The organism is Herbaspirillum chlorophenolicum, assembly GCF_001189955.1.
GTDB classification, from domain to species: domain Bacteria; phylum Pseudomonadota; class Gammaproteobacteria; order Burkholderiales; family Burkholderiaceae_D; genus Herbaspirillum; species Herbaspirillum chlorophenolicum.
Genome location: NZ_LFLT01000018.1, coordinates 72,540 through 94,981, shown reverse-complemented (window position 1 = coordinate 94,981; position 22,442 = coordinate 72,540). Strand labels below are relative to the sequence as shown.

The following is a 22,442-nucleotide window of genomic DNA, read 5'->3' as shown; positions in this document are numbered from 1 at the left end:
GGGCAACGAGCTTGTTCAGGAATCGAGGAACTGCTCGTTGCCCACCAGCCCCAACTTGATGACGCCGGCCCGTTGCGTTGCCGCCAATACCGCCGCCACTACGCGATACGGTGCCAGCTTGTTGGGTCTGATATGGACTTCATCCTGATCGGCCTGGCGTGCGACCTCTCCCAGTTTTTCTTCCAGCTCGGCACGTCCAGCCAGGATGACGCCATTCCAGAGAAGGGTGCCATCGACGGTGACATCGATCGTCTGCGTCTGCGGCAAGCGCGGCGGCTGAACTGCCGGTGCTGGCGCCGGCATGTTCAGTTCCACCATGTGATTCTGGATGGGGATGGTGATGATGAACATGATGATGAGCACCAGCATGACGTCGATGAGAGGCGTCATATTCATTTCCAGCATCGGTGCGTCGTCATCGCTACCTGACGGGGCGCCTGTATTGATGGCCATACTGCTTCTCCATATCGCCTTTTTGCGGCGGTGATAGTTCAACTGCGCGCTGGAGGTTCCAGGATGAAACCGATCTTGACGATACCTGCGCGTTGCGCCGTGAGGATGGTACGGCCAACGAATTCGTAGCGCGCGTTTTGATCGCCCCGGATATTGATCCCTGGTTGCGGCTTCATTGCCGCGACTTTCTTGAGTCGCTCAAGCAGGACAGCCTGACCGGCAATGGACTCGTCGTTCCAGTACAGGTGGCCATCGCTGCGTACGGCAAGGTTGATGTTCTCTACCTTGGGCTCGTATAACCGGTTGATCTCATTGGGCAGCTTGATAGGAACGGTGTGCGTGACGACCGGCACCGTGATCAGAAAGATGATCAGCAGAACCAGCATCACATCGACCAGCGGCGTAGTGTTGATGGCAGCGATCACCTCTTCCTCGCCGCCACCGGCATCTCCCAAGGACATCGCCATGATCAGGCAACCTTCTTGGACAATGCCGCGCCCGGTGCAGCACGCATGGCACCACCCAGCAATACCGCATGCAGGTCGGCGCTGAACGAGCGCACCTCTTCCATGGCGCTCTTGTTGCGCCTGATGAGCCAGTTGTATCCCAATACTGCCGGCACCGCTACGGCCAATCCGATGGCCGTCATGATCAGCGCTTCGCCTACCGGCCCCGCCACCTTGTCGATGGATGCCTGGCCGGCCACGCCGATTGCCGTCAGTGCATGGTAAATGCCCCACACCGTGCCGAACAGGCCCACAAAGGGAGCGGTAGAACCGACCGTGGCCAACAGGGACATTCCGTTCTGCAGCCGGCTGTTGACCCTCTCTACCGCACGCTGGATGGACATCGTGATCCAGGTATTGAGGTCGATTTGCTCCAGCAGCGCCCCTTCATGGTGTTCGCTGGAGGTATTGCCAGTCTCCGCGATATAGCGGTAAGGACTGCCATCCTTGAGTTGGGTGATGCCCCCGGCAACGCTCGCCGCCTTCCAGAACTTGTCGGCGGCGTCCCGGCCTTGCCGCCCGAGCTGCATCTGGTCGAGAAACTTGGCGATGATGACGTACCAGCTCGCCGCCGACATCGTCACCAGTATCAACAGCGTGGCTTTGGCCACGATATCGCCACCGGCCCACAGCGCGGCCAGTCCGTAAGGATTTTCCACGGCGACCGTCTCGGCGGCATGTACCGTTGAGACCGCCATCGAGGCGCCCACGGACGCTGCCAGTAAAACAATATATTTACGGGAATTGAACATGCTTGCTCCAAATTGAAAATGCAAAAGATGTGTAAAGGCCTGGCATTCACTCCAGCTTCCAGACGTAGTGCATCTTGGTCCAGGACTGTTCAGGTACGCCATCCACGGTGGCCGGCTTGAACTTGCACAGGCTCAGGCCGTCGCGCGCGGCGCGGTCCAGCGCCGGATAACCGCTGGAGTTCTGCACCTTGGCATCCAGCACGGCGCCATCCACCCCGATCAGGAAAGCCAGGGTCACCGTCCCTTCTTCTTCGTTGCGTTGCGAGGCGCTGGGATAGGCCGGTTTTCCGCACTTGCTCGAGTCCACCACCGCCGGTGTACGTGATGGTCCCTTGGCAGCGCCAGGTACGGCGGGCGTCGTTGGCGCCACAGACGGCACAGGCACACTCGGCGTACTGGCAGCAGCCACGGCCGGCATGGCCGGCGCATCGGTCTTGACTTCGGGTTGCGGCACGTAGGCCGGTTGCGGTTTCTTTGGCGCTGGTGCCGGCGCCGGCGGCGCCGTCTCGGGTTTCACTTCCGGGATGGGCTTGGGAATCTCGGTGATACTGACCTGGACCGGCTGGCTCACTACTTCCACGATTTCCTTGCCCATTCCATTGAGCAATGCGTATGCCAGCGCGATGTGCAAACCAATCACCATGGCTATGCTGATGGCTCGTCGCGACGATGCCGGTTTTTCGTTAGAAAAATGCATGGTTGTTTTCTCCGTCGTGCATGCGATCTTCTCGTTCACTCGGAGGGAACACCCTGCGACCAGCGAGCCCAGTTCGAGACGATAGCTTCGACCAAAGGTGAACCGGCGCGGTAGAGGTTCTCTGTCGCAATGGCAAAACCACCTTGGGTTTCGAAATTCAGAAGGTTGCTGGCACTGGAGAAACCGGGCGCCGGTCGATCGAAATCCGACCCCGTGCGCAACAGCGCCACGCGCGCCGGATCGGCCAACCCGGCAGCACCGGCGCGGCGCAACGCTTCCAGCGTCGCGTTGTCTTCCTGTTGGGCGGTGCAATAGCGGCCTCGCCCATCAGTGAGCAAACCCATCCATTGCGTCGCCCGCTGGCTCAACAGCCGGCCGGAAAACCAGGTATCGCTGGACAAAGTGTCGCAACGCACGACTTCCGGCTTGCCGCGCGCGGCGGCCTGCGCATACCTGGCCCGGTAGCTGGCCGCTTGCTCATCGTCGGCCAGTACCGCGTTGCGCGAAAGCCGATAGGCCGCCTGCTGCAATGCTTCATTGAGCTGAAACACTTCGGTCCGGTAGTCCAATGCCGGTTTCTGATCCGGATGGCGGGTATTGATGCCGAGGTAGCCGGTGCGCCAGCGCTTGGGAATCTCGCGCGCGTCGAGCTCCCATTGCAGCCCGAAGTCCACAGCGTAGCCGGCCCAGGTTGCCGTTCCCAGCGTGCCGTATTCGGGACTGATACCCGCGATGCCGGCGATCAGGAAATACGCCTGCCGCAGGTCAAAGCGTCCAGACAATGTCAGCGCCATCATTGACGCGGCAGCGTTGGCATGCCCCATGCCCAGCACAGCCAGGCATGCCCCGTCCTGGCGGCAATGCACCACAGGATTGTCCGGTGCAAGGCCGGGCACGGCGATCTGTTCAATGCTGCCCCAATGCGCCAGCCAGTACTGTGCTTCGGGCTTGAACATCGATAGAACCATCACCTTGACCGGCCGCGGCGCGTCCTGTGCAGCTGCGGCCTGAAACCAGGCCAGCATTACCAGAGCCAACACCATGCCCACGCGCCGCATGCGCCTTGCTGTCGTTAGCAACGCCATCATGCACTCTTGCGGCTGGAACGATGCGGTCCGCTCACCATCTTGACGCGGTCACTCTCATCTGCATTGTCCGTGACAAAGATATTGAACGTGCCGTCCTGCGCCACACGCACCACGATATGGCCATCGATACTCTTCAAGCGTGACAGCATGCGGCGATTGGCGACAAGGTTTTCCTTCATTACGGAGGTCGCATAAACTTCGCGTGCTCCCGGGTAGAGACGTTCGCTGAACATGCGCTCAAGTTGCAGCAGGTCGGGCTGCGAAATATGCCAGGTCTGGATCATCCAGGCCTGCGGGCGCAACAGGCGCACGGTATCGGCACTAAGGCCGTCGAACAATCCATGATGGTCTGCAGTCGCAACGTCCACCGGACCGGACGCGCGTGCGGCAGCGGTCAGAACATCGCGCCAGGGTTGTTCGCCGTCGTAGGTGTAACTGGTCAGGTCGCCGCACGAGAAATAGCGGAAGTCGCCGTAGTCCAGTCGCAGGCCCGACGAACAGAGGTTTTCGTTGGGATAATCCTTGCGGTCCAGGGTATCGAGCGGTGGAAACATCTTTACCGTACCCTCGCCCACACCCATCCACACCTCGCCATTAGCGACCAGGTTACGCACGCCGAACTTGCCGGGGACGCGATGGTGGCCCTTACCGACGAATTGCTTGTCGGTACCGACCCTGAAGCGCTGCACATCCTGCCCCTTGGCCACCCTGCTCTTGACGTAGGAAAAGTAGTTCGTCGCAAAAGGAGCGGTCCACACCGTGGGGTAATCGTAGCCGGGGAAATCGCGATCGACCACCGTGCCGATCGGCACCATTTCGGCGACATCTGTGACACCGGACAAGCGATATGGCCCCAACCTCGAGGGCGGGGCATCCGCTCCGACGTCGCCGGTGTGATCGGGATGAAAATGGCTGACCATCAGATAGTCGAGTGCCTGCGTCCCGGTCTCCTTCAGGCGCCGCTGGATGTAGCGCGCAATCCATTGGCCGGGACGGCGGCTGCCGTCCGGGCGAGGAGAAAAGGAGACGTCCAGTGAATCGTCTGTCGCTCCTGCATCCATGAGCAGGGTGGTGCCGTCCGGCAGCACCATCAGCGTGGCATTGCCGCGCCCGGTGGCAATGTGGTGGATGTCGAGCAGGCCCGGCTGCCAGGCGGGAAGGCTCTGTCCCTGAGCAGCGGCGCGGCCCGGAAGAACAGCGCCGGCGGCCAGCGGGGCGCTCAAGATTGCCTGGATCAATTGCCGTCGTTTACGATCTGACATATCGGTTCCCTTTCGATTGGATTCAGAAGCGGGTGTTCAGGGTGACGCCGAAGGTGCGCGGTGGCGCAGCGTATTGGGCATTGACCACCTGGGTGGATCGCGTCTGGACGTAATAGGCATTGGTCAGGTTCTTGATCCAAAAGCTAACGCCCCACTTGCGGTCACTGCTGTCATAGCCGACGCTGGCGTTGACCAAGCCATAGCTCGGGTTTTTCAGGTTGGGGTCCTGGGTGGCGCCGGTGTAATAGCTGTCTACCCAGGAATAGCTGGCCGATCCGGTCAGATAGCCGCCCATGTTCAAGGGCAGATTCATGCTGGCCGCGACCGAGTACTGGTCTTGCGGGGAATTGCCCAGCGGATGGCCCGTGTTGTTGACGGCACCGACGACGAAATCGTCATAGACACCCTCCAGCCGGCTATACCCAAGCGACAGATCCAGCCAGCGAGTCGGCTTGTAGGCAACTTCCAGTTCGCCACCATTCACCGTGGCCTTGCCGGCGTTGACGATGGTCAGGATGCCGTTGTTGGCGTTGAACACCAGTTCCTGCTTGTTCTTGTATTTCATGCGGAATATCGCAGCATTCACCCGCAGCCTGTTGTCCAGCCATTGTGACTTGATACCGGCTTCGTAGTTGAGCACGGTCTCAGGCTGGAACGGCGTGCGGAAAATATCCGCCGTCGCCGCTTCTGTGTTGAAGCCGCCGGCGGTAAAGCCCTTGGTCACACTGGCATAGGTCATGAAACCGGGCCGGGCTTCCCAGCTCAGTACGCCGCGCGGCGTCACCTGGCTCCAGCTGGAAGAGGCGCCGCTCACGTTGAAGGATTTGGCCGCACTGCGGAAATCGGTACGCGTCAGCGAAGCGTCTTTTTCGTCACGGGTATAGCGCAGGCCGGCGGTGAAATCCACCGATGCCGGCAGATGCAGCGTACCGTCGGCAAATACCGCGTAACTGGTGGTATTGACACCGGCCGCCGACAACACATCGCTATTGACCGCGCCAGTCACGGCGGCAAGGCCGGTGGTACGCAATTGGCGGTTACCTGCCTCGTTCATGAAATACAGGCCGGTGACGAAGTCGCCACTCTCCCACTTCGGGCTGGCATAGCGCAATTCCTGCGACAAGGTGCCCACCTGATCGGCATCGGTATTGAGGGCCTGCGCACCCGTGACAAGGAAACGATAGTTCGTGCCCACGCCGGAGTAGGTCTCCTTGGAGCGGGAATCGCGATATGCGGTGATGGAAGTGATATCGCCCTGCCCGACTTTCCAATTGACCTTGGCCGAAATACCGTACTGACTGCGGTTGAAGCCCTGATTCACGCCCAGTTCAGAGGTCCGGTTGTTGCCGTCGCTGCCAAGCGTATCGGAAGACAAGGTGCGGCCACGGTTCCAGTCCTCACCGTAGTCCACACTGAAGGTTGCCTCGGCATCGGCGTTGAACTTCATACGCCATTGCGTGCGCACGTTACGGCTGTTCAGGTCGTCCTGTTCGCGCCCGGTCAGGCGGTCGTATCCATAGCCATCATGGTGATGAACATTGGCAGAGATCTTGAATGCGGCGCTATCGCTCAAGGGAACGCTGACCAGGCCACTGAACTGGCGGTCACCGTAGTTGCCGACGCTGGTATGGGTCTCGATCTCGCGTTCTTCGAATGACGGCACCCGCGTATTGATGACAATCGCGCCGCCCGTGACGTTTCGGCCAAACAGGGTTCCCTGCGGCCCCTTGAGGATGCTGATCGAATCGAGATCGTACAACTCGAAACTGGAAGCACTGTTACGTGGAATGAAGACATCGTCCACCACGACCGCCACCGGTTTGCTAACACCCATTTGCGAGAACGTATTGCTGACGCCACGGATGGCCACGGTCGGATTGTTCTGACTGAACGAAGACACCAGCAGGCTCGGCGTAAGCCGCGAGACATCCTGCAGGCTTTGGACACGGAAGGCATCCAATGTCTTGCCCGACAACGTGGTCATGGAAATCGGCACGCTTTGCGCCGACTGTGCCCGCTTTTGCGCCGTCACGATGACCGTGCTCAATCCTGCCTCCTGGCGCGCCAGCACAATGCGATCACCCTGCTCCGACTTGATCGCCAGTTCGCTGCTATCGATTGCCATGCGCAGCGCGTCGCTCGGCGCATATACGCCGTGTACTGCATTACTGATCGCATCCGGCATGGCGGCGGGACGAATCACCTTCAGTTGAGACTGCGCTTCGATGGCTGCGATCGCCCGATCAAGCGGCTGGGCGGGCACGTCGAACATGGTGCCGCGAAAAATGACAACGGCAGAGCTGCCGTCGTGCTTCACGTAGAGCCCCGTATCCTTCAACAACGCACTGAGCGCCTGCTCGTTCGAGAGACGGCCGCTGACGCCGCTCGTACGCTGCCCGCGCACCTCGTCGGCGTTGTAAATGATCTGGGTGCCGGACTGCAATGCATACGCGTCGAGCGCCGCCTTCAGGTCACCGCCTGGGATGTTCAATTCATGCGTTTGCGCGTGGGCGGCAACGCAAAAGGCCAATGTAGAAATCGCGGCCGCAATCTTGTGACGTATCATCCTGTTCCCCATTAGTAGGTTAGTGTTATGACTTCCCCTACTAAGACGATCCAGCGGCCACAATCCGGAATGCTAACTTCCGATTTCTATTTGCTTATCACCGTTCTTGACCTTCAATCCAAATCCTTGACTAAGCAGACGTGCAAACCCTTCCACGTTATCGACATTGAAGCTGCCGCCGATCCGTATTTTCGCAACGGTGTCATCCGTAATGACAAGTTTCTTGTTGTTGTAGCGATTGAATTCTTCAGCCGCATCGGCCAGGGTCATCTGATCGAGCACCAACTTGCCCTGCCGCCAGCTCAACTGGCGCTCGATTTCCGAAGGAGTTTTTGCACTTTTCAGGATCGCGCCGTGATCGACTATCGCCATTTCGCTCTTGCCAATCACCACTTCGTTCTGAGAATGCATAGCCGATTGCGCGCTTACGCGCACACGGCCGTCCACGACGGCCACACTCAGCCGGTCGCCACTGCGGCGCACAGAAAACCGCGTACCCAGCACAGTAACGCGATTTTCTCCAGCCACCACGACGAACGGGTGGCGAGCGTCATGGGCCACCTCGAAATAAGCCTCGCCTTCATCAAGCCAGACCGTACGCTGCTCTTTCTCGACTTCTGCCCGCAAAAGGGTATCGGTATTCAGCGTGACACGCGAACCGTCGGCCAGCGCCATCGAGCGGCTTTCGCCCACGACCGTCCTGTATCGGCCACTGTCCATCCAGTAACTTGCACTCATCAGCGCCCCGCTGAGCACCAGAACCAGCCCGGCGGCCAGCCGTATCACCGGCGTGCGCCTCCAGAAAGGAACATGCCGCGCCACCGACCAGGCATCGGGCGTCTTCATGCTGCGCAAGCGGTCGGCTCGCTCCCAGGTACGCTCCAGGCGCAGATAGGCGATACGATGCGCGGTTGCATCTTCCAGCCAGGAATGCAACTCGTTCTCCAGTTCTTGCGTCCAGTTTCCGCTATCGCGTCGGACGATCCAGTCTGCGGCTTCCGCCTCGACCCGAGACGCATTCTTCATTCCACGCCGATCCTTTTTCTATACGCACCAACTTTTCTTGCCAGTGTCACGGCCACCCCTCTTCGGAGCAGGTTTTCGGCAAGCGCCCTAATCCCCTTCGACATCTGCTTCTCGACCGTATCTTCGGTAATACCCATGTGGGCGGCGACATCGCGTTGCGACAAGCCATCTATTTTCCTGAGCTGCACTACCTCCCGGCAACGTACAGGCAAATCGTCCAGCGCGTTCTGCAGAAGTCGCAACTCTTCCATACCGATCAGATGCCTCTCCGGCGAAAGTGTATCGACGGTCATATCCAATGCATCCAGGTCGGCATAGGCTTCGATGGAAACAACCTGCGACCTGCGCGCCCGGTCGATGAGCAGATTGCGGGCGATGGAAAACATGAATGGCTTCACCTGTTCGGGCTTGCGCGTACGCGCCGATTCATACAATCGTACGTAGACCTCCTGCATCAGGTCAGATACTTCCTCGTCTCCGTTGTGACAGTTGCGCCTGAGAAAGCGCCAAAGGGACTCTTCCAGCGGCAGTACCTGAGTGACGAACCAATCGTCAGTATCTGAACGCATCATCGACTTGGCTTTGAAAGGTTAGACGAAGATGCGCCGGAAATCCGGAACGTCTTCCTGATTTTTTTATGGAATTTGAAGCGGAGAAACCTGCGAGGATCCGTTGCCTGTCGTCGGCTACTCTCATCGGGCACTGCAACAGTGACTTCGGAATACGACAAAGAACTTGCCACTGGTTGTATGAACATCGGTTTTTCAATGTTTAACAAACCTGCTGTGCGCGTATTCTAGGAAGGGATTGTGACGCGGCCATTACATCTGCCCACGGGGATCGATAAATCGGCCGCAACGATGCGCCAGGCCACACATTTCATGGGCCGCACTACCCGCCTTGGTGGAACCATGGCACCATGCGCCGCCACTCATCCCGGCCACCGAGCTCGTCTCGCCAGGCATTTCGACGCCACCTCACCGGGAATTCGCCATGATCAACAAGTTCGTCGCCATCGTTTCGCCCCTGCTGTTAGTGACCGCCTGCGCCAGCGCCCCCGTGGCCAGCCTGATGCCGCTGGAAGATGGCAGTTACCGCAGCCTGGCCTACTCGGAAAACGAGCAGCAGGCCCTGGGCAGTTCGCTCAAACTGGCCGAAACCACCTGCCGCGAGCGCAACCTGCGCCATGCCATCGTCAATGCCGACACCCGATACCGCGGCCTGCCGCTGCGCCGGGCCGAGCCGCAGGAGACAGCCGCCGAACTGGCCACCTACGTCAATTCCCCCCGCTTTCCGGCGCTCGATGCCAACGATGACTATGAGGTCAAGGTGCTGTTCAAGTGTGTCTGATGAGCGCGCCGATGGAACCGGCAAGAGGTTGCGCGACACCCAAGCTCAATAGCGGATTAAACGGCGCCTGGCGCCACCCGATCCGCGCCGGGCGCATTTCGTGACGCCTGGCCGCGGTAACCTCATTGCCTTGGAACACATCATGCAAGTCTCATCGAACAACACTACCGTCCCCGTCGATGGCGCTCATCTCGACGCCATCACCTCCGCACCGACGCGCAACCAGCCGCCGCTGCCACCGCCTTCGCAGGGAATTTCAGAGCAGGCCGTACGCAGCGGCAATGCCATGGAACTGAGCTTGCGCTCCGAACATGGCCGCACCGCCGGCGCCGGCGCGCTGGCCAACGAAACGCCCGAAGCACGCCAGGAACGCTTCAATGACCTGGTCACGGTGGCGCGCAAGCACATGCTGGTCGGGCGCCACGAAGAAGCCGGACAATTCGAGACACGCGTTCAACAGCGCGCGCAACGCATGCTGGACCGCGGCGAAAACCCGCGCCAGCTCGAATCTCTGTTCGCCTTCTCCAATTTCGCTATCGACCTGCCGGCTGACGCCGTCCAGGGCGCCGCGCTGGGGGTGCCGTTCTCGATAGCCAACCTGATCGCCAAATTCCTGCCGGCATTGACGCCGGCCAACAGCGGCGCACTGTCGGGCGCGATCACCATCCTGCTGGTGCATGCCGGCTCCAGCGCCATCAACCAGGTTGCCTCCCACGCCCCGCGCTGGGGCAATACGACCAAGTCGCTGGAAGACATCCTGCCCGAGGAAGATCCGCGTGGACCGCTCACGGCCACCGATGTATTCAAGAAGATCGGCACCACCTTCCAGCTGTTCCCGGTGTCCTTTACCGTCACCGGCGGTCTGGCCTCGGGCATTGCCCGCGCCGACCTGGCCACCGGCGTCAGGGCGCAGTACGGCATCGGCCCCACCACCGCCGTAGTGGCCAGCGGCATCGTCAGTGCCGCCGGCCACATGATGGACCGCCATTACAACCGCATCGATGCCGGCCATATCCTGTCCGAGGACGACTGGGAAGGGTCACTGGACGAACTCAAGCGCGCCACCTTTAAGGGCGCCGCCGCCAATGGCCTGAGCCATGTGTTCAACAAGGACACGCTGGGCCAGGTGGGCGAAGGATTGAAGCAGGCGGTCCTGACTCTGCCCAACCTGTCGACACTGGCGCAGGCCGCCGTATGGACCGGAGGCGTGTCGCTCTATAGCGTGGTGACCGCCGAGTTGAACAAGAATCCCAAACTGTCCGACACCGACAAGTTCGTCAACCAGCAGATGATGTTTGCGCTGGCGCTGTTCCCGATCACCTTTTTATGGACCGCTGCCATCGCGGTGGGCCCGCTGCTCGACAAGAAGGCCGGTGCGGCGCTGTCGGCCGCGTGGGAGAAACTGCCCCTGCGCCAGCGTGAAGCGGCGCAGTTGGCACGGTTGCCGCAGGAATAAGCCTTACTGCCGGCCGCGCCAGCGACGCCTTATCTGATCCAGCAGCACCCCCAGCAAGCCGCCCGATGCCACGCGTCGCAGCGGCTTGCTGCCTTTGACGTGGTGCTGGACGGCGTCGGCGCAACGCAACAGCAACTCGCCTTCGGTCGATCCCTTCATGGTCACGCTCCCGGTGCAGGTCAATCCTGCCGTTTGTAATATCCGCAGACAAAAAACAGCTTGTCCAACTTTTCGAAATAAGCCGACTTGAGCTGCACCTTGCGCGTCAACGGATGGGCCCATCTGTAATCGGTCCAGCCCGAGTTGGCCACTTGCAGCTTCTGCGTCATCTCTTTGTTGAAGAACTTGCCATCGGCGTCGGCGATACGAGTCCAGTCCGCGCCCCAGAGCCGGCGATTGGCGCCGTGGGCGACGATCTCGCCGTCGAACGAATACACGATCAGGTACAGGTCGCGGTCGATGAAACTGCCCTTGGCCAGCTTGCGCACTTCATCCACAGCCGCAGCCACGCCCTGCTGCCTGGCAAAATCAACGGCCCGCCGCACCATCGCACGGGCCTCGTCGGCGTTGCCGAGTTCGCGTTCGCCCAGCACGAACGCCTGCACCGCATGCGACAGCGACAATGCCTGGTCCTTGAGGCCGTCGGCCACGCGCGTGGTCTCCAGCACCATCGCGGCGTTGCGCTGGGTAGCATCATCCAGTTGCGTCAGGGCCGCACTGACCTCGGCGATGCCGATGCTTTGCTGGCCGCCGGCGGTGGCGATCTGGCCGATCAATTGGGCTACCTGGCGCACTCCCAGTGCGATCTCTTGCATGGCATGGCCGTTGCCGCCCACAAGCACGTTACCACGCTCGACCTTGTCCACTGAATCGGCAATGAGCGTCTTGATCTGGCGCGCCGCCGCCCCGGAATGGCGCGCCAATTCCCGCACCTCGGTCGCCACCACGGCGAAGCCACGACCCTGCTCGCCGGCACGCGCGGCTTCGACCGCCGCGTTGAGTGCGAGGATATTGGTCTGGAAGGCAATGTCATCGATCACGCCCACGATCTCCTTGATCTGCTCCGAGCTGTCCCGGATCTCACCCATGATGCGCACCAGGTCGCCGGATACATCCTGGCCCTGCGTGGCCAGGCGGTCGGCCTCCATGGCCAGGCGATTGGCCTGGCCCGTGCTGTCGGCGTTATGGCGCACATTGGCGCTCAATTGCTCCAGTGACGCCGCGGTCTGCTGCAGCGAGCTGGCCTGCGCCTCGGTGCGCCCCGACAGCGCGGTACTGTCGGCCACGATCATGTCGGAGGTCGCCGCCAACGCCATGGTGCCCAGGCGCACGTCGGCCACGACCTTGAACAGCGTCTGGTTGATCGTGTCGAGGTGCCGCGCCAACTGGCCCATGTCACCTCGCGCCTGGGTCACCAGGCGCTGGCTGACGTCGCCTGTCGCCAGGCGCGCGGTATGCGCCGTGATCGCATCGAAGGGCCGTGCCAGGGCCCGCAGGTTCCACCATGCAATAACCAGGCCAAGCAGCAGCATCAGCACCGCAGCGCCAGCCTGGATATCTGTGCCCGGAGCCTGCCAGGCCAGCAAGCCCGCCATTACCGCCATCAGGCACAACAGGACAGCCTGGCTGACTACCAGGCGGGTACGGAGATCGAATGCGCGCACGACGGGAGTACTCCAGGCTGAGGTGGCCGGATCAATCGGCGGCGCGGGTGACGGCCAGTTGCGGCCGCTCCTCGACCACCAGCTTGAACACATCGGGCCGCGCATAGTGGCCGGCGACATCGAAGTCGAACTTGCCGCGCACCACATCGTCCATGTCCAGCTCGGCGCACAGGATGGTCTCGCCGGTGAAGTCGGGGCCGGCCAGGATCTGGCCCAGCGGATTGATGATCACGCTGCCGCCGCGCATCAGCACCTGGCCATCGTCGTCGCTGATCAGGTTACGCATGTTCGACGGAAAATCGGCACGGGTCAGGTATTGGCAGGCCGATAGCACGAAACAGCGGCCCTCCAGCGCCACATGGCGCATGGTAGCCGCCCAGCTGTCACGATCGTCGGCAGTGGGAGCGCAATACAGCGACACCCCCTTGTCGTACATCGCCATGCGCAGCAGCGGCATGTAGTTTTCCCAGCAGATGACGGCGCCCATCTTGCCCCATGGGGTGTCGACCGCGGTCAGCGTGGAACCGTCGCCAAAGCCCCAGCACAAGCGCTCGGCAGCAGTCGGCATGAGCTTGCGGTGCTTGCCCAGCAAACGGCCATCGGGACCAAAGAACAGCACCGTGCAATACAGGGTGCCGCCGGCGCGCTCGATGACGCCGATGGTCAGGAAGATCCCGGCTTCGCGTACCGCCTCGCCCAGCGCCTTGGTCGCGGGGCCGGGGACATCGACCGCACACTTGTAGTACTGGGCAAACTCTTCACGCCCCTCGGGCGTACGCATGCCGATGCGAATATCGAAACTGGCGCCCTTGGGGTAACCTCCGATGAAGGCCTCCGGGAACACCGCCAGTTGCGCCCCCTTCCTGGCGCACTCGGCAATCAGGCCGGCGGCCTTGGCGATGGTGGCGATGGTATCCCCCGCCACCGGTGAAGCCTGCACTACACATGCTGTCATTTTTGTCATTGCTGTTCTCCGTCAGATTCCAAGATAAGTCCTGCGTATATCGTCATTGCTGGCCAACTCGGCCGTGGTGCCGGCCACCGCGATGCGGCCTGCTTCCAATACGTAGCCGCGGCTGACGATCTTCAGCGCGGCTGCCACGTTCTGCTCGACCAGCAACACGCTGATGCCGCGCTGGTTCACCTCCGAGATCGCTGCGTGCACCTCGGCCACCATCAGCGGCGCCAGGCCATGGCTGGGTTCATCCAGCAGCAGCATCGCAGGGCGCGACATCAGCGCGCGGCCAATGGCCACCATCTGCTGCTCGCCGCCCGATAAGGTGCCGGCCTTCTGCAACTGGCGCTCCTGCAGGCGCGGGAACAGCCGGAAGCAATCCTCGATATCGCGCTGTTCGATCTGGCGGCGGCGGTGATAACCACCCAGCAGGAGGTTGTCCTGCACCGTCATGTCGGCAAACACATGGCGGCCCTCGGGCACGCAGGCCAGCCCGCGCTCGACCCGCCGGTGGGCCGGCACCGAAGAAATGTCCTTGCTGCCGAATTCGATGCGTCCGCTACAACGCGGCAACAGCCCCAGGATGGCGCGCATCAGCGAGGTCTTGCCGGCAGTGTTGGCGCCCAGGATGGCGACCGTCTCGCCGGCGTGCACCTGCAGCGAGATATCGTCGAGCACAGTACGTCGGCCGTAGCCGCCCGTCACGTTATGCAGGCTGAGCATGTTCACTCCCCAGATAGGCTTGGATCACTTTTTCGTTGCGCGAAACCTGTTGCGGCGAGCCGTCGGCGATCAGCTTGCCGAAATTGAGCACCAGGATGCGCTCGGAAAGATTCATGATGGCGCGCATGTGATGCTCCACCACGACCATGGTCAGGCCGGTGCGGTCGCGCAGCTCGCGCAAGGTATCCATGACGCGGTCCATCTCCAGCGGCGTCAGTGCCGCCATCACCTCGTCGAGCAGCAGGATGCGCGGACGCGTGGCAAGGGCCCGCGCCACCTCGCCCAGCGCTTTCTGCGGAAAGGTCAGGTCGTCCACCACCAGTTGCGCGGCCTGCGCCATGCCGACCCGCTCCAGGCAATCGTGCGCCAGCTCCTGGGCCGAAGCGACGGTGTTGTTGAGCAGGGCTGCCGTCATCACGTTGTCGAGCAGGGTCATGCCCGGAAACAGCGCCGTGTTCTGGAAGGTCTTGGTCACGCCGGCACGCGCCACGACATGCGGGCGTCGACCATGCAATGGTTTTCCCTCGAGGTGAATTTCGCCTGCGCTCAGTCGCTGCAGGCCCACCAGCGAACTGAACAGCGTGGTCTTGCCGGCGCCGTTGGGGCCGATCAGGCCGACGATCTCGCCCTGGCGCAATGAAAAGCTCACATCCGACACCGCAGTCAGGCCGCCGAAGCGCACCGTCAGGCCCTGCGCCTTGAGTAATTCGCTCATTTGGCCGCTCCTGCCGTACGTGCCGGCCACAACGACAGCGAGGCCAGTCCCTGTGGCCGCGCCAGCACCACCACGATCAGCACCACGCCGAAGATGAATGGCGCCACGCCCGCCGCCTGGTCGGAGAATCCGGCATTGAGCAGCTCTTCGACCAGCACCACGAACACCGCGCCGATGACCGGCCCCCACAGGCTGCCGACACCGCCGACGATGGCAATGAGCGCTGCCCGGATCGAGATGCCGGCCACGCTGAAGACGCTGTCGGGATCGAAAAAGGCCGTGAACTGGGCAAACAGCGATCCGGCCAGTGCAGTCAGCGATGCCGACACCACACCGCCGATCAGCTTGACCCGCAAGGTGTTGACGCCGGACATCTCGGCGGCGTCCTCGTTTTCCCGGATGGCACGCAGGTAATACCCCATGCGCCCGCTGGCCATGAACTGGTAGACCGCACATACCAACACGAAGAATGCTGCCAGCACCGGCACATAGCCCCCGGCGCCACGGAACTGCAACATGCTCCACGAATTGCCGATGAAGGGAATCGATACCCCTTGCGGCCCGCCCGTCAATTGCGGAAACGACACGGCCACGATATGACAGGCTTCACCGAAGGCCAGCGTGGCCAGCGCAAAATACGGGCCCTTCAAGCGCATCGTCGGCAGCGCAATCACCCAGGCCGCGACACTGGCCAGCAACATGCCCACCGGCATCCCGAACCAGGGACTGATGCCCCAACGGATCTGCAACAGCGTGGAGGCATAGGCGCCAATACCGAAGAACGCCGCATGGCCCAGCGAAACCTGGTTGGCCAGGCCGCCGACGATATTCCAGCACTGGCCCAATGAGGCCGCCATCAGTACCAGGCACAGCACCCGCACGGCATAGCCGGTTGGCTGCAGCAACGCGCCTGCGGCGACACAGGCCACGCCGCACAGGACGATCAGCAACAGGGATTTCTTCATTTCTTCGCTCCTCCGAGCAGCCCTTCCGGCTTGAACGCCAGCAGCGCGATGAAAAACACGAACAACGTCAGGTTCTGCATCTGGATCGGCATGAACAGCGCCGAGAATGCCTGCACCACACCGACCACCAGCCCCCCTGCCAACGCCCCCATCACGCTGCCCAATCCGCCCAGCACCACCACCGTGAACATGAGCGTGACGAACTGCGCGCCTGAGGTCGGATTGACCGACGAATACGATAGGATGATGCCGCCGCCGAAGGCGGTCAGCCCAGTGCCCAGGCCAAATGCGATGCCGTAGATCAGATTGGTATCGATGCCGAACAGGCGCGCTGCCATGGCGTTCTGCGAGGTCGCCCGGATCGCTCTTCCGGTCCAGGTATAGGTGAGAAACAGCCACAACAGCACACACACCGCCGCCCCTAGCGCAAAGGCGATCAGGTACGGCACCGAGATGAACAGGTCGGCCACTTCAATGGCGGCAGTCTGATAAGACGTGGTGACACTACGAAAGGTGGAACCGAACAGCATCAGGGCGCCGTTCTCGAGCACTGCCAGCAAACCCACCGTCAGGAATATCTGCGCCACCGGAGAAGCATTGATGACGCGCCGGATCAGCAGCCACTGGCAGACGAAGCCGATGGCGAAGCCGACCGCCAGCGCAATGAAGGCGCCGGCGATGGGATCGATACCCAGGTAGTGCGAGGCGAACCACGCCGCATACATGCCCAGCATGAGGAACTCGGCCTGGGCGAAGTTGACGATGCGCAGCACGCCGAACACCAGCGACAGACCAACCGAAATGACACCGTAGACGCCGCCGATCAGCAAGCCATCTATCAGTGATTGGAGCAAGGCATTCATGTCTTCCCCGGTATCGGCTTATTTGACTTCGCGACCAAGCCAGCGCGGCGCCTGGCGTGCCGCCGAGGCGGGAAACACCGTGACCAGGTCGGCCCCGCGCCATTGCACGAAGATCGGATAGGCGCTGGACGTCAGGCCGTTGGCATCGAACACGGTACAGCCGCCCGGGATACCCGTGGCCAGCCCCTCGCAGTTGCGCACCTGGGTGATGGCATCACGGATCTTGGCCGGGTCACGCGATTTGGCACGGTCGGCGGCGGCCACCATGTGCTGCAGGGCGGCCCCATACATGATCGACTCGTGCGCCATGAACGTACCGTACTTGGCCTTGTAGCGTGCCGCCAGTTCGGGCACGTTGTCGTAGTTGGCCGGCGCGATCGAGAACACGTCTTCGGCATAGGGGCCGAGCGCCTTCTGGAAATCGGGAATGATGTAGCCGGCAGCGCCGCCGACGATGGGCAGGTCCACCTTCTGCTGCTTCATGGTACGGATGATCAGGATGCCGTCATTGAAATACGACACCGGAAAAACCACCTGTGCCTTGGAGCGGCGCAATTTGTTGATCAGCGGCGCGACATCGGTAATGCCCAGCGGATAGGCGTCGTCGATCACGACTTCCACTCCGGCCTTTTGCGCGGCCTTGCGGATTCCGTCTGCCTGTGCGGTGCCATAGGCCGTATCTTCATAGAAGATGGCAATGCGTTCGATCTTGGTACCGGCCTGCTTGGCCAGGTCAAGCGTGTAACCGAACTGCTTCTCGCCGAAGGTGGAAGCCTTGGGCGCCACCTGGAAAATATATTTATAACCGCGGCCAGTGATCTGGTCCGCAAACGAGTGGGTAATCATCGGGATACCGAGTCGCTCGGTCGCCTCGGAGGCGGCCAGCGTGATCGAACTGACGAACGATCCTATGATGCCGACCACGCCATCCTGGCTGACCAGCCGCTGCACCGCGGCTGCGGCGCCATTGGGAGCCGGTACGTCGGCAAACACCAGCTGCACCTTGTCGGCTGCTGCGCGATTCTTGTTGATGTCTTCCAGCGCCAGCTCCATGCCGTTGCGCGCATTCGCACCGAACTGCGCGTTGGCGCCCGAGAGCGGAAATATGGCGCCGATCTTCAGTACTTCGGCGTTGACGTTCGTGACAAATGCGACAGACATGGCCATTGCGATGGCCGGTACGGCGAACAAAGTCTTCATGATCATCCCCAAAATTTAGTCAGCGATGAAAATATAGAACCAGTAAAAATTTATGTCAAAGAATTTCGACATAAATATCAATAAAGTTAAAAAATCAGCGTAACTGTTATTTACAAAGCCACATGCCACGCGATATATTTCTGTCGAACATTATCGACATGGAGAGCAGGATGCATGAAAAACTTGCCGCAGTTGGGCTGGACGAAAAGGAGCAGCGCTTCTACCTGGCGGCCCTGGAACTGGGCAGCGCACCGGTGACGGTTGTAGCGATGCGGGCGGGGGTGACGCGCACCAATGGCTACGACCTGCTGAATCGGCTCGAGCGTCGCGGACTACTGGCGCAAGTACACGGCGAGGAAGGCATCCGCCAGGTGATACCGACCGATCCCAATGTCCTGATCAAGGAATGGGAGCAAACGCGCAGCATGCTCGACGACCTGGTGCCGGAACTGCGCTCGATGTTCAACAGCACGCCACGCAAGCCGCGCATCCGGTTTCACGAGGGTGAGGAAGGCATACAGCGCGCACTATGGACCACACTGGATTGCCAGTCGAAACACCTGTACGGCATCCTGTCGATGCATGAACTGCTTGAAATCCCCGGCCCGGTCTGGATGGATGGTTACATCGCCGAACGCATCCAGCGCGGCATTCAGCTTGATGTGGTGCGCTCGTATTCACGCGAGACCGAGCCGATCTGGCCAGCTGCCCGCAGCGAGTTGCGCGAACTGCGCCTGGCGCCTACGGAACTGGACCTGGGCATGACTGCCTATATCAGCGACGACACGGTGGTCTACATTTCATCGAAGAATGAAAACTACGCACTCACCATCGAAAGCCGCGAACTGGCCTCCTTGCAGAAAAGCCTGTTCCAGTCACTGTGGAAACTGTCCAAACGCCACAAGTAAAATCCCAGACACTCGAACCCAGGACAAAAAAGGAGAGGCCCGGAAAATCGAGCCCCTCCAAACCAGAGTCATTCACCTGCCTGCACGCGCAACGCACGTGCGTAAGGCAGGATGCCCGTCATCGGATGGCAATTGATATATTCGAAGACGTTGCCCAACTGCGGCACGAATAGCTCGTGCCAGGTCACCACTTCGCGCTTTTCCTTGTGCAGGCGATTCATGGCAATGGCATGCCGGTAGATATCGAGGTGCGTCTCGTGCGATGCCGCCCAAGCCTCGAGCTGCGCCATCGACATGAAACCGGCATACACCGAAGTCTCGGAGCGCGGACTGCCATCCTCATTGACATTGGTCATAATGCGCAGCGACAGGCACCCGGTTTCACTGCGGGTGGACATCAGGTGCTGCATGCCACGCATCAGCTTGGGCTGCAGGCGCTCGATGTAATCCTCAAGCTGCTCCTGCCCCGCCCCCTCCCAATACTGCCCCGAGCGCAGCAGAGTGGCATTGTGCGGCAGCTCCGCAATCCAATGACCGCGCGCCGAGGTACGCGCGGCCGCCGGCGGCAGGACACCATGCACGGGACTTTCCAGCACATCCACCGCCGATAGCGGCAGCCGATCACGGGCCGCGCCAAAGAAACCGTTGGTGGTAATAGACACGATCTCGGCGCCAACCGTGCGCGCAAAACCCACCTTGTAGTTGGAGGCCGAATAAATGGTTTCGTGACGGTCATAAGGCACCACTACCGGCTCCAGCCAATAACCAGGCGCCCCATTCGCTGCCGCATGCGCCTCGAACCAGGAACGAAACCCGGACGTTGCCAGCCACCGCGCATAGAGAGTGGGATCGGTCCAATAAGCAACCACGATGGCATTATCAAGACCGGCCTCATCGATGCACTGCATCACCTCGTCGGCCTGAGGCCCATCGGCCTGCGCCAGAAAGCCCCTGATCCGCGCAAAGAACGCCAGCTTGTCCGCTCGCGACAATGCGTCCTGCTGCATGCCGAAATACACACTGACCAATGTCAGGCGCGGCGTCGGCCAGCGCAATGAGAAACGGGGCGCCGCAGGCTGATGCCCCTCAGGCCGGCGCTCGGGCACCGATCGCGGATACGACACTTCAAACATGAACTCTCCTCTCTTATTAAAGACCGGTCACCGATCGCATGCAACGCACTCCGGCCGACCCGCCAAATACCCAAAACAATGCACCGCACAATAAAATTGCACCACAAGGTGTCGAAATGACTCGACGCGAATTAAAAAACCCGGCAGCGCCATGGAAATCGCACCATAAACGCTCAATCTTGCATTTCTTGCACCGCCGCAAATACAGCGAAACACTGGAATTTACGAACAAATCAAAGACTAAAAAAACACCGCAGTCCACAACGCCAGACAGAAATATATCAAAAAATATTCTTACATATCAACAATTTAAACCAGTATATATAATTTATTGATTTATATTGTCGATCTTTGTTGACAATAAAAATGGTCGAATTTATGATGCGCTCATTACGCAGACGGACTGAATGAAAATAAGCGCCCCAACCGATCTGCCGCAATACAAAAACAAAAGATTCCAGCCCCGGAGTTGCAGCAAGACAAGCATAATTGTCGATCATTTTCGACGTTAAGTTTGACGACCACCATGCGTCGTTCCGTAGGCCGCCGGGCCACTGACATTTCTTCTTCAGGAGAGTAGCCATGCCAGTACCAACACCGAACCAGGAGCAGATCGTCCAGATCGCCAGCGAGTTCGGCATCACGCTGTCCGAATCGCAACTGCAAGCCTACCAACAGCAATTTGAAGCCGTCGCGCATACCTACGAGGTACTGGACCAGTTGCAGGTCGAGCTGCCGCCGGTCAAATATGCGCGCAGCGCATGGAGTTTTCCGAGCGCCGAAGAAAATCCCTTCAATGCCTGGTACGTCAAGACCGATATCAAGGGCGCTGCCGGCGGCAAGCTCAAGGGCAAGCGCTTCGCCGTCAAGGACAACATCGCCGTGGCCGATGTGCCGATGATGAACGGCTCCGCAGTACTGGAAGGTTATGTCCCCGAAGTCGACGCCACCGTCATCACGCGCCTGCTCGATGCCGGCGCCACCGTTGCCGGCAAGGCGCACTGTGAATACTACTGCCTGTCGGGCGGCTCTCATACCGGCGCCAAGGGCGCGGTACACAACCCGCTCAAGCATGGATACTCGGCCGGCGGATCGTCGTCCGGTTCGGCCGCACTGGTAGCGGCTGGTGAAGTCGATTTCGCACTTGGCGCCGACCAGGGTGGCTCGATTCGCACCCCCTCCTCCTTCTGCGGCCTGGTCGGACTCAAGCCAACCTGGGGCCTGGTCCCCTACACCGGCATCATGCCCATCGAGTCGAGCGTGGATCACGTCGGGCCAATGACCCGTACCGTCGCCGACAATGCGCTGGTGCTGGAAGTCATCGCCGGCCCCGATGGTCTCGATCCCCGCCAGAGCGCCCTGGCACAGGCCAAGCCTTATACCGAAGTGCTCGGTCGCGGCGCCCGCGGCATGCGCGTGGCAGTCATCACCGAAGGTTTCGGCTGGGACAATTCCGAACCGGAGGTCGACAACAAGGTGCGTGAAGCAGCGGCGGCCTTGCGTCGCCTGGGCGCCACGGTGGATGAAGTCTCGATTCCGATGCACAGAGTGGCCACCCATATCTGGGCCGCACTGATCACCGAAGGCTCGACCCAGCAAATGATGAAAGGCAACGGCTTCGGTTTCAACTGGAAGGGACTATACCTGCCGTCGATGATGCAGGCGCATGCCCGATGGCGCGAGCGCGCCGACGACCTTTCCGAGACCCTCAAGTTTTCGATGGTGGCGGGTGAATTCATGACCCGCGCCGGTGGCGGTACCTACTACGCCAAGGCACAGAACCTGGTGCGCCCATTGCGTGCGGCCTACGACCAGGTGCTGGCTGATTACGATGTGCTGCTGATGCCGACGCTGCCGATGAAGGCCACGCCGCTTCCGCCTGAAGATGCGCCACTGCCGCTGGTGTTCCAGCGCGCCTGGGAAATGATGGCCAACACGTCGCCGTTCGACATCACCGGCCATCCTGCTCTGCAAGTGCCATGCGCATCGGTCGATGGCCTGCCGATCGGCATGATGTTGATCGGAGCACATTTCGAAGAGAGTCGTTTGTACCAACTGGCCGCGGCATTCGAACGGGAAGTCGACTGGCGCCAGGCCTGATTGCAGCACCGCAGTGAGATCAACAACAAATCGTCGCAGTCCCATCACTCATCCTTCAGG

The 22,442-nt window shown here is 60.8% G+C and carries 23 protein-coding genes; 5 read left to right on the top strand and 18 right to left on the bottom strand.

From position 1 onward, the window contains the following. Positions 1-15 precede the first annotated feature (15 nt). The 9 genes from AKL28_RS12980 to AKL28_RS12940 form a co-directional block, all read right to left on the bottom strand. Entirely contained in the window at positions 16-453 is a 438-nt protein-coding gene (locus AKL28_RS12980) for an ExbD/TolR family protein (protein ID WP_050468556.1), read from the bottom strand. A 38-nt stretch (positions 454-491) separates the two neighbouring features. After that, on the bottom strand, positions 492-920 hold the full coding sequence (locus AKL28_RS12975) for an ExbD/TolR family protein (protein WP_174525373.1): 429 nt from the start codon (positions 918-920) through the stop codon (positions 492-494). Between the two features lie 2 nt (positions 921-922). Next, a complete protein-coding gene (locus AKL28_RS12970) occupies positions 923-1,711 on the bottom strand; it encodes a MotA/TolQ/ExbB proton channel family protein (RefSeq protein WP_050468555.1) in 789 nt (262 codons plus the stop codon). Between the two features lie 46 nt (positions 1,712-1,757). Then, positions 1,758-2,408 carry an energy transducer TonB gene (locus tag AKL28_RS25040; RefSeq protein ID WP_082221483.1) on the bottom strand — a complete coding sequence of 217 codons (651 nt, stop codon included), beginning with the start codon at positions 2,406-2,408 and terminating at the stop codon, positions 1,758-1,760. A gap of 35 nt (positions 2,409-2,443) precedes the next feature. Beyond that, positions 2,444-3,451, bottom strand: a complete 1,008-nt coding sequence (locus AKL28_RS12960; RefSeq protein WP_231602422.1) for a purine-nucleoside phosphorylase — start codon at positions 3,449-3,451, stop codon at positions 2,444-2,446. Between the two features lie 41 nt (positions 3,452-3,492). Beyond that, positions 3,493-4,758, bottom strand: coding sequence for a ComEC/Rec2 family competence protein (locus tag AKL28_RS12955; protein WP_050468554.1), 1,266 nt, complete (start codon positions 4,756-4,758; stop codon positions 3,493-3,495). Positions 4,759-4,780: 22 nt separating this feature from the next. Continuing rightward, the gene (locus AKL28_RS12950; RefSeq protein ID WP_231602421.1) at positions 4,781-7,249 is read right to left on the bottom strand and encodes a TonB-dependent receptor; all 2,469 of its coding nucleotides are present in this window, start codon (positions 7,247-7,249) and stop codon (positions 4,781-4,783) included. Between the two features lie 147 nt (positions 7,250-7,396). After that, complete coding sequence (locus tag AKL28_RS12945; RefSeq protein ID WP_050468553.1) at positions 7,397-8,350, bottom strand: FecR family protein; 954 nt, start codon at positions 8,348-8,350, stop codon at positions 7,397-7,399. Then, complete coding sequence (locus AKL28_RS12940) at positions 8,347-8,922, bottom strand: RNA polymerase sigma factor (RefSeq protein WP_082221481.1); 576 nt, start codon at positions 8,920-8,922, stop codon at positions 8,347-8,349. Before AKL28_RS12940 ends, AKL28_RS12945 begins: the two co-directional genes overlap by 4 nt. A gap of 421 nt (positions 8,923-9,343) precedes the next feature. On the opposite strand from AKL28_RS12940, the gene AKL28_RS12935 reads away from it, so the two are divergent. Both AKL28_RS12935 and AKL28_RS12930 read left to right on the top strand, forming a co-directional pair. Next, entirely contained in the window at positions 9,344-9,700 is a 357-nt protein-coding gene (locus AKL28_RS12935; protein ID WP_050468552.1) for a hypothetical protein, read from the top strand. Positions 9,701-9,842: 142 nt separating this feature from the next. Next, on the top strand, positions 9,843-11,156 hold the full coding sequence (locus AKL28_RS12930; RefSeq protein ID WP_050468551.1) for a hypothetical protein: 1,314 nt from the start codon (positions 9,843-9,845) through the stop codon (positions 11,154-11,156). A 3-nt stretch (positions 11,157-11,159) separates the two neighbouring features. Here AKL28_RS12930 and AKL28_RS24480 read toward each other — a convergent pair whose 3' ends face one another. The 8 genes from AKL28_RS24480 to AKL28_RS12895 are packed head-to-tail and all read right to left on the bottom strand — an operon-like array spanning position 11,160 to position 18,241. Further along, entirely contained in the window at positions 11,160-11,315 is a 156-nt protein-coding gene (locus AKL28_RS24480) for a hypothetical protein (RefSeq protein WP_156226331.1), read from the bottom strand. A 20-nt stretch (positions 11,316-11,335) separates the two neighbouring features. After that, a complete protein-coding gene (locus AKL28_RS12925; protein WP_050468550.1) occupies positions 11,336-12,820 on the bottom strand; it encodes a methyl-accepting chemotaxis protein in 1,485 nt (494 codons plus the stop codon). 31 nt (positions 12,821-12,851) lie between these two features. Then, positions 12,852-13,784 (bottom strand): nitrilase-related carbon-nitrogen hydrolase, encoded by a 933-nt coding sequence (locus AKL28_RS12920; protein WP_050468549.1) that lies wholly within the window; start codon positions 13,782-13,784, stop codon positions 12,852-12,854. A 12-nt stretch (positions 13,785-13,796) separates the two neighbouring features. Further along, positions 13,797-14,498 (bottom strand): ABC transporter ATP-binding protein, encoded by a 702-nt coding sequence (locus tag AKL28_RS12915; protein WP_050468548.1) that lies wholly within the window; start codon positions 14,496-14,498, stop codon positions 13,797-13,799. After that, complete coding sequence (locus tag AKL28_RS12910; protein ID WP_050468547.1) at positions 14,482-15,213, bottom strand: ABC transporter ATP-binding protein; 732 nt, start codon at positions 15,211-15,213, stop codon at positions 14,482-14,484. The genes AKL28_RS12915 and AKL28_RS12910 overlap by 17 nt, the downstream gene beginning before the upstream one ends. Beyond that, entirely contained in the window at positions 15,210-16,178 is a 969-nt protein-coding gene (locus AKL28_RS12905; RefSeq protein WP_050468546.1) for a branched-chain amino acid ABC transporter permease, read from the bottom strand. The genes AKL28_RS12910 and AKL28_RS12905 overlap by 4 nt, the downstream gene beginning before the upstream one ends. Then, positions 16,175-17,041, bottom strand: coding sequence for a branched-chain amino acid ABC transporter permease (locus tag AKL28_RS12900; RefSeq protein WP_050468545.1), 867 nt, complete (start codon positions 17,039-17,041; stop codon positions 16,175-16,177). Before AKL28_RS12900 ends, AKL28_RS12905 begins: the two co-directional genes overlap by 4 nt. A gap of 18 nt (positions 17,042-17,059) precedes the next feature. Beyond that, positions 17,060-18,241, bottom strand: a complete 1,182-nt coding sequence (locus AKL28_RS12895; protein WP_156226329.1) for an ABC transporter substrate-binding protein — start codon at positions 18,239-18,241, stop codon at positions 17,060-17,062. Positions 18,242-18,411: 170 nt separating this feature from the next. Between AKL28_RS12895 and AKL28_RS12890 the strand changes: the two genes are divergently transcribed. Further along, on the top strand, positions 18,412-19,149 hold the full coding sequence (locus AKL28_RS12890) for a TrmB family transcriptional regulator (RefSeq protein WP_050468543.1): 738 nt from the start codon (positions 18,412-18,414) through the stop codon (positions 19,147-19,149). A 68-nt stretch (positions 19,150-19,217) separates the two neighbouring features. Here AKL28_RS12890 and AKL28_RS12885 read toward each other — a convergent pair whose 3' ends face one another. Beyond that, positions 19,218-20,282 (bottom strand): phenylacetaldoxime dehydratase family protein, encoded by a 1,065-nt coding sequence (locus AKL28_RS12885; protein ID WP_050468542.1) that lies wholly within the window; start codon positions 20,280-20,282, stop codon positions 19,218-19,220. A 38-nt stretch (positions 20,283-20,320) separates the two neighbouring features. On the opposite strand from AKL28_RS12885, the gene AKL28_RS24475 reads away from it, so the two are divergent. Both AKL28_RS24475 and AKL28_RS12880 read left to right on the top strand, forming a co-directional pair. Then, complete coding sequence (locus AKL28_RS24475; protein WP_156226328.1) at positions 20,321-20,617, top strand: hypothetical protein; 297 nt, start codon at positions 20,321-20,323, stop codon at positions 20,615-20,617. 247 nt (positions 20,618-20,864) lie between these two features. Continuing rightward, on the top strand, positions 20,865-22,382 hold the full coding sequence (locus tag AKL28_RS12880; protein ID WP_050468541.1) for an amidase: 1,518 nt from the start codon (positions 20,865-20,867) through the stop codon (positions 22,380-22,382). The last annotated feature ends 60 nt before the right edge of the window (positions 22,383-22,442 follow it).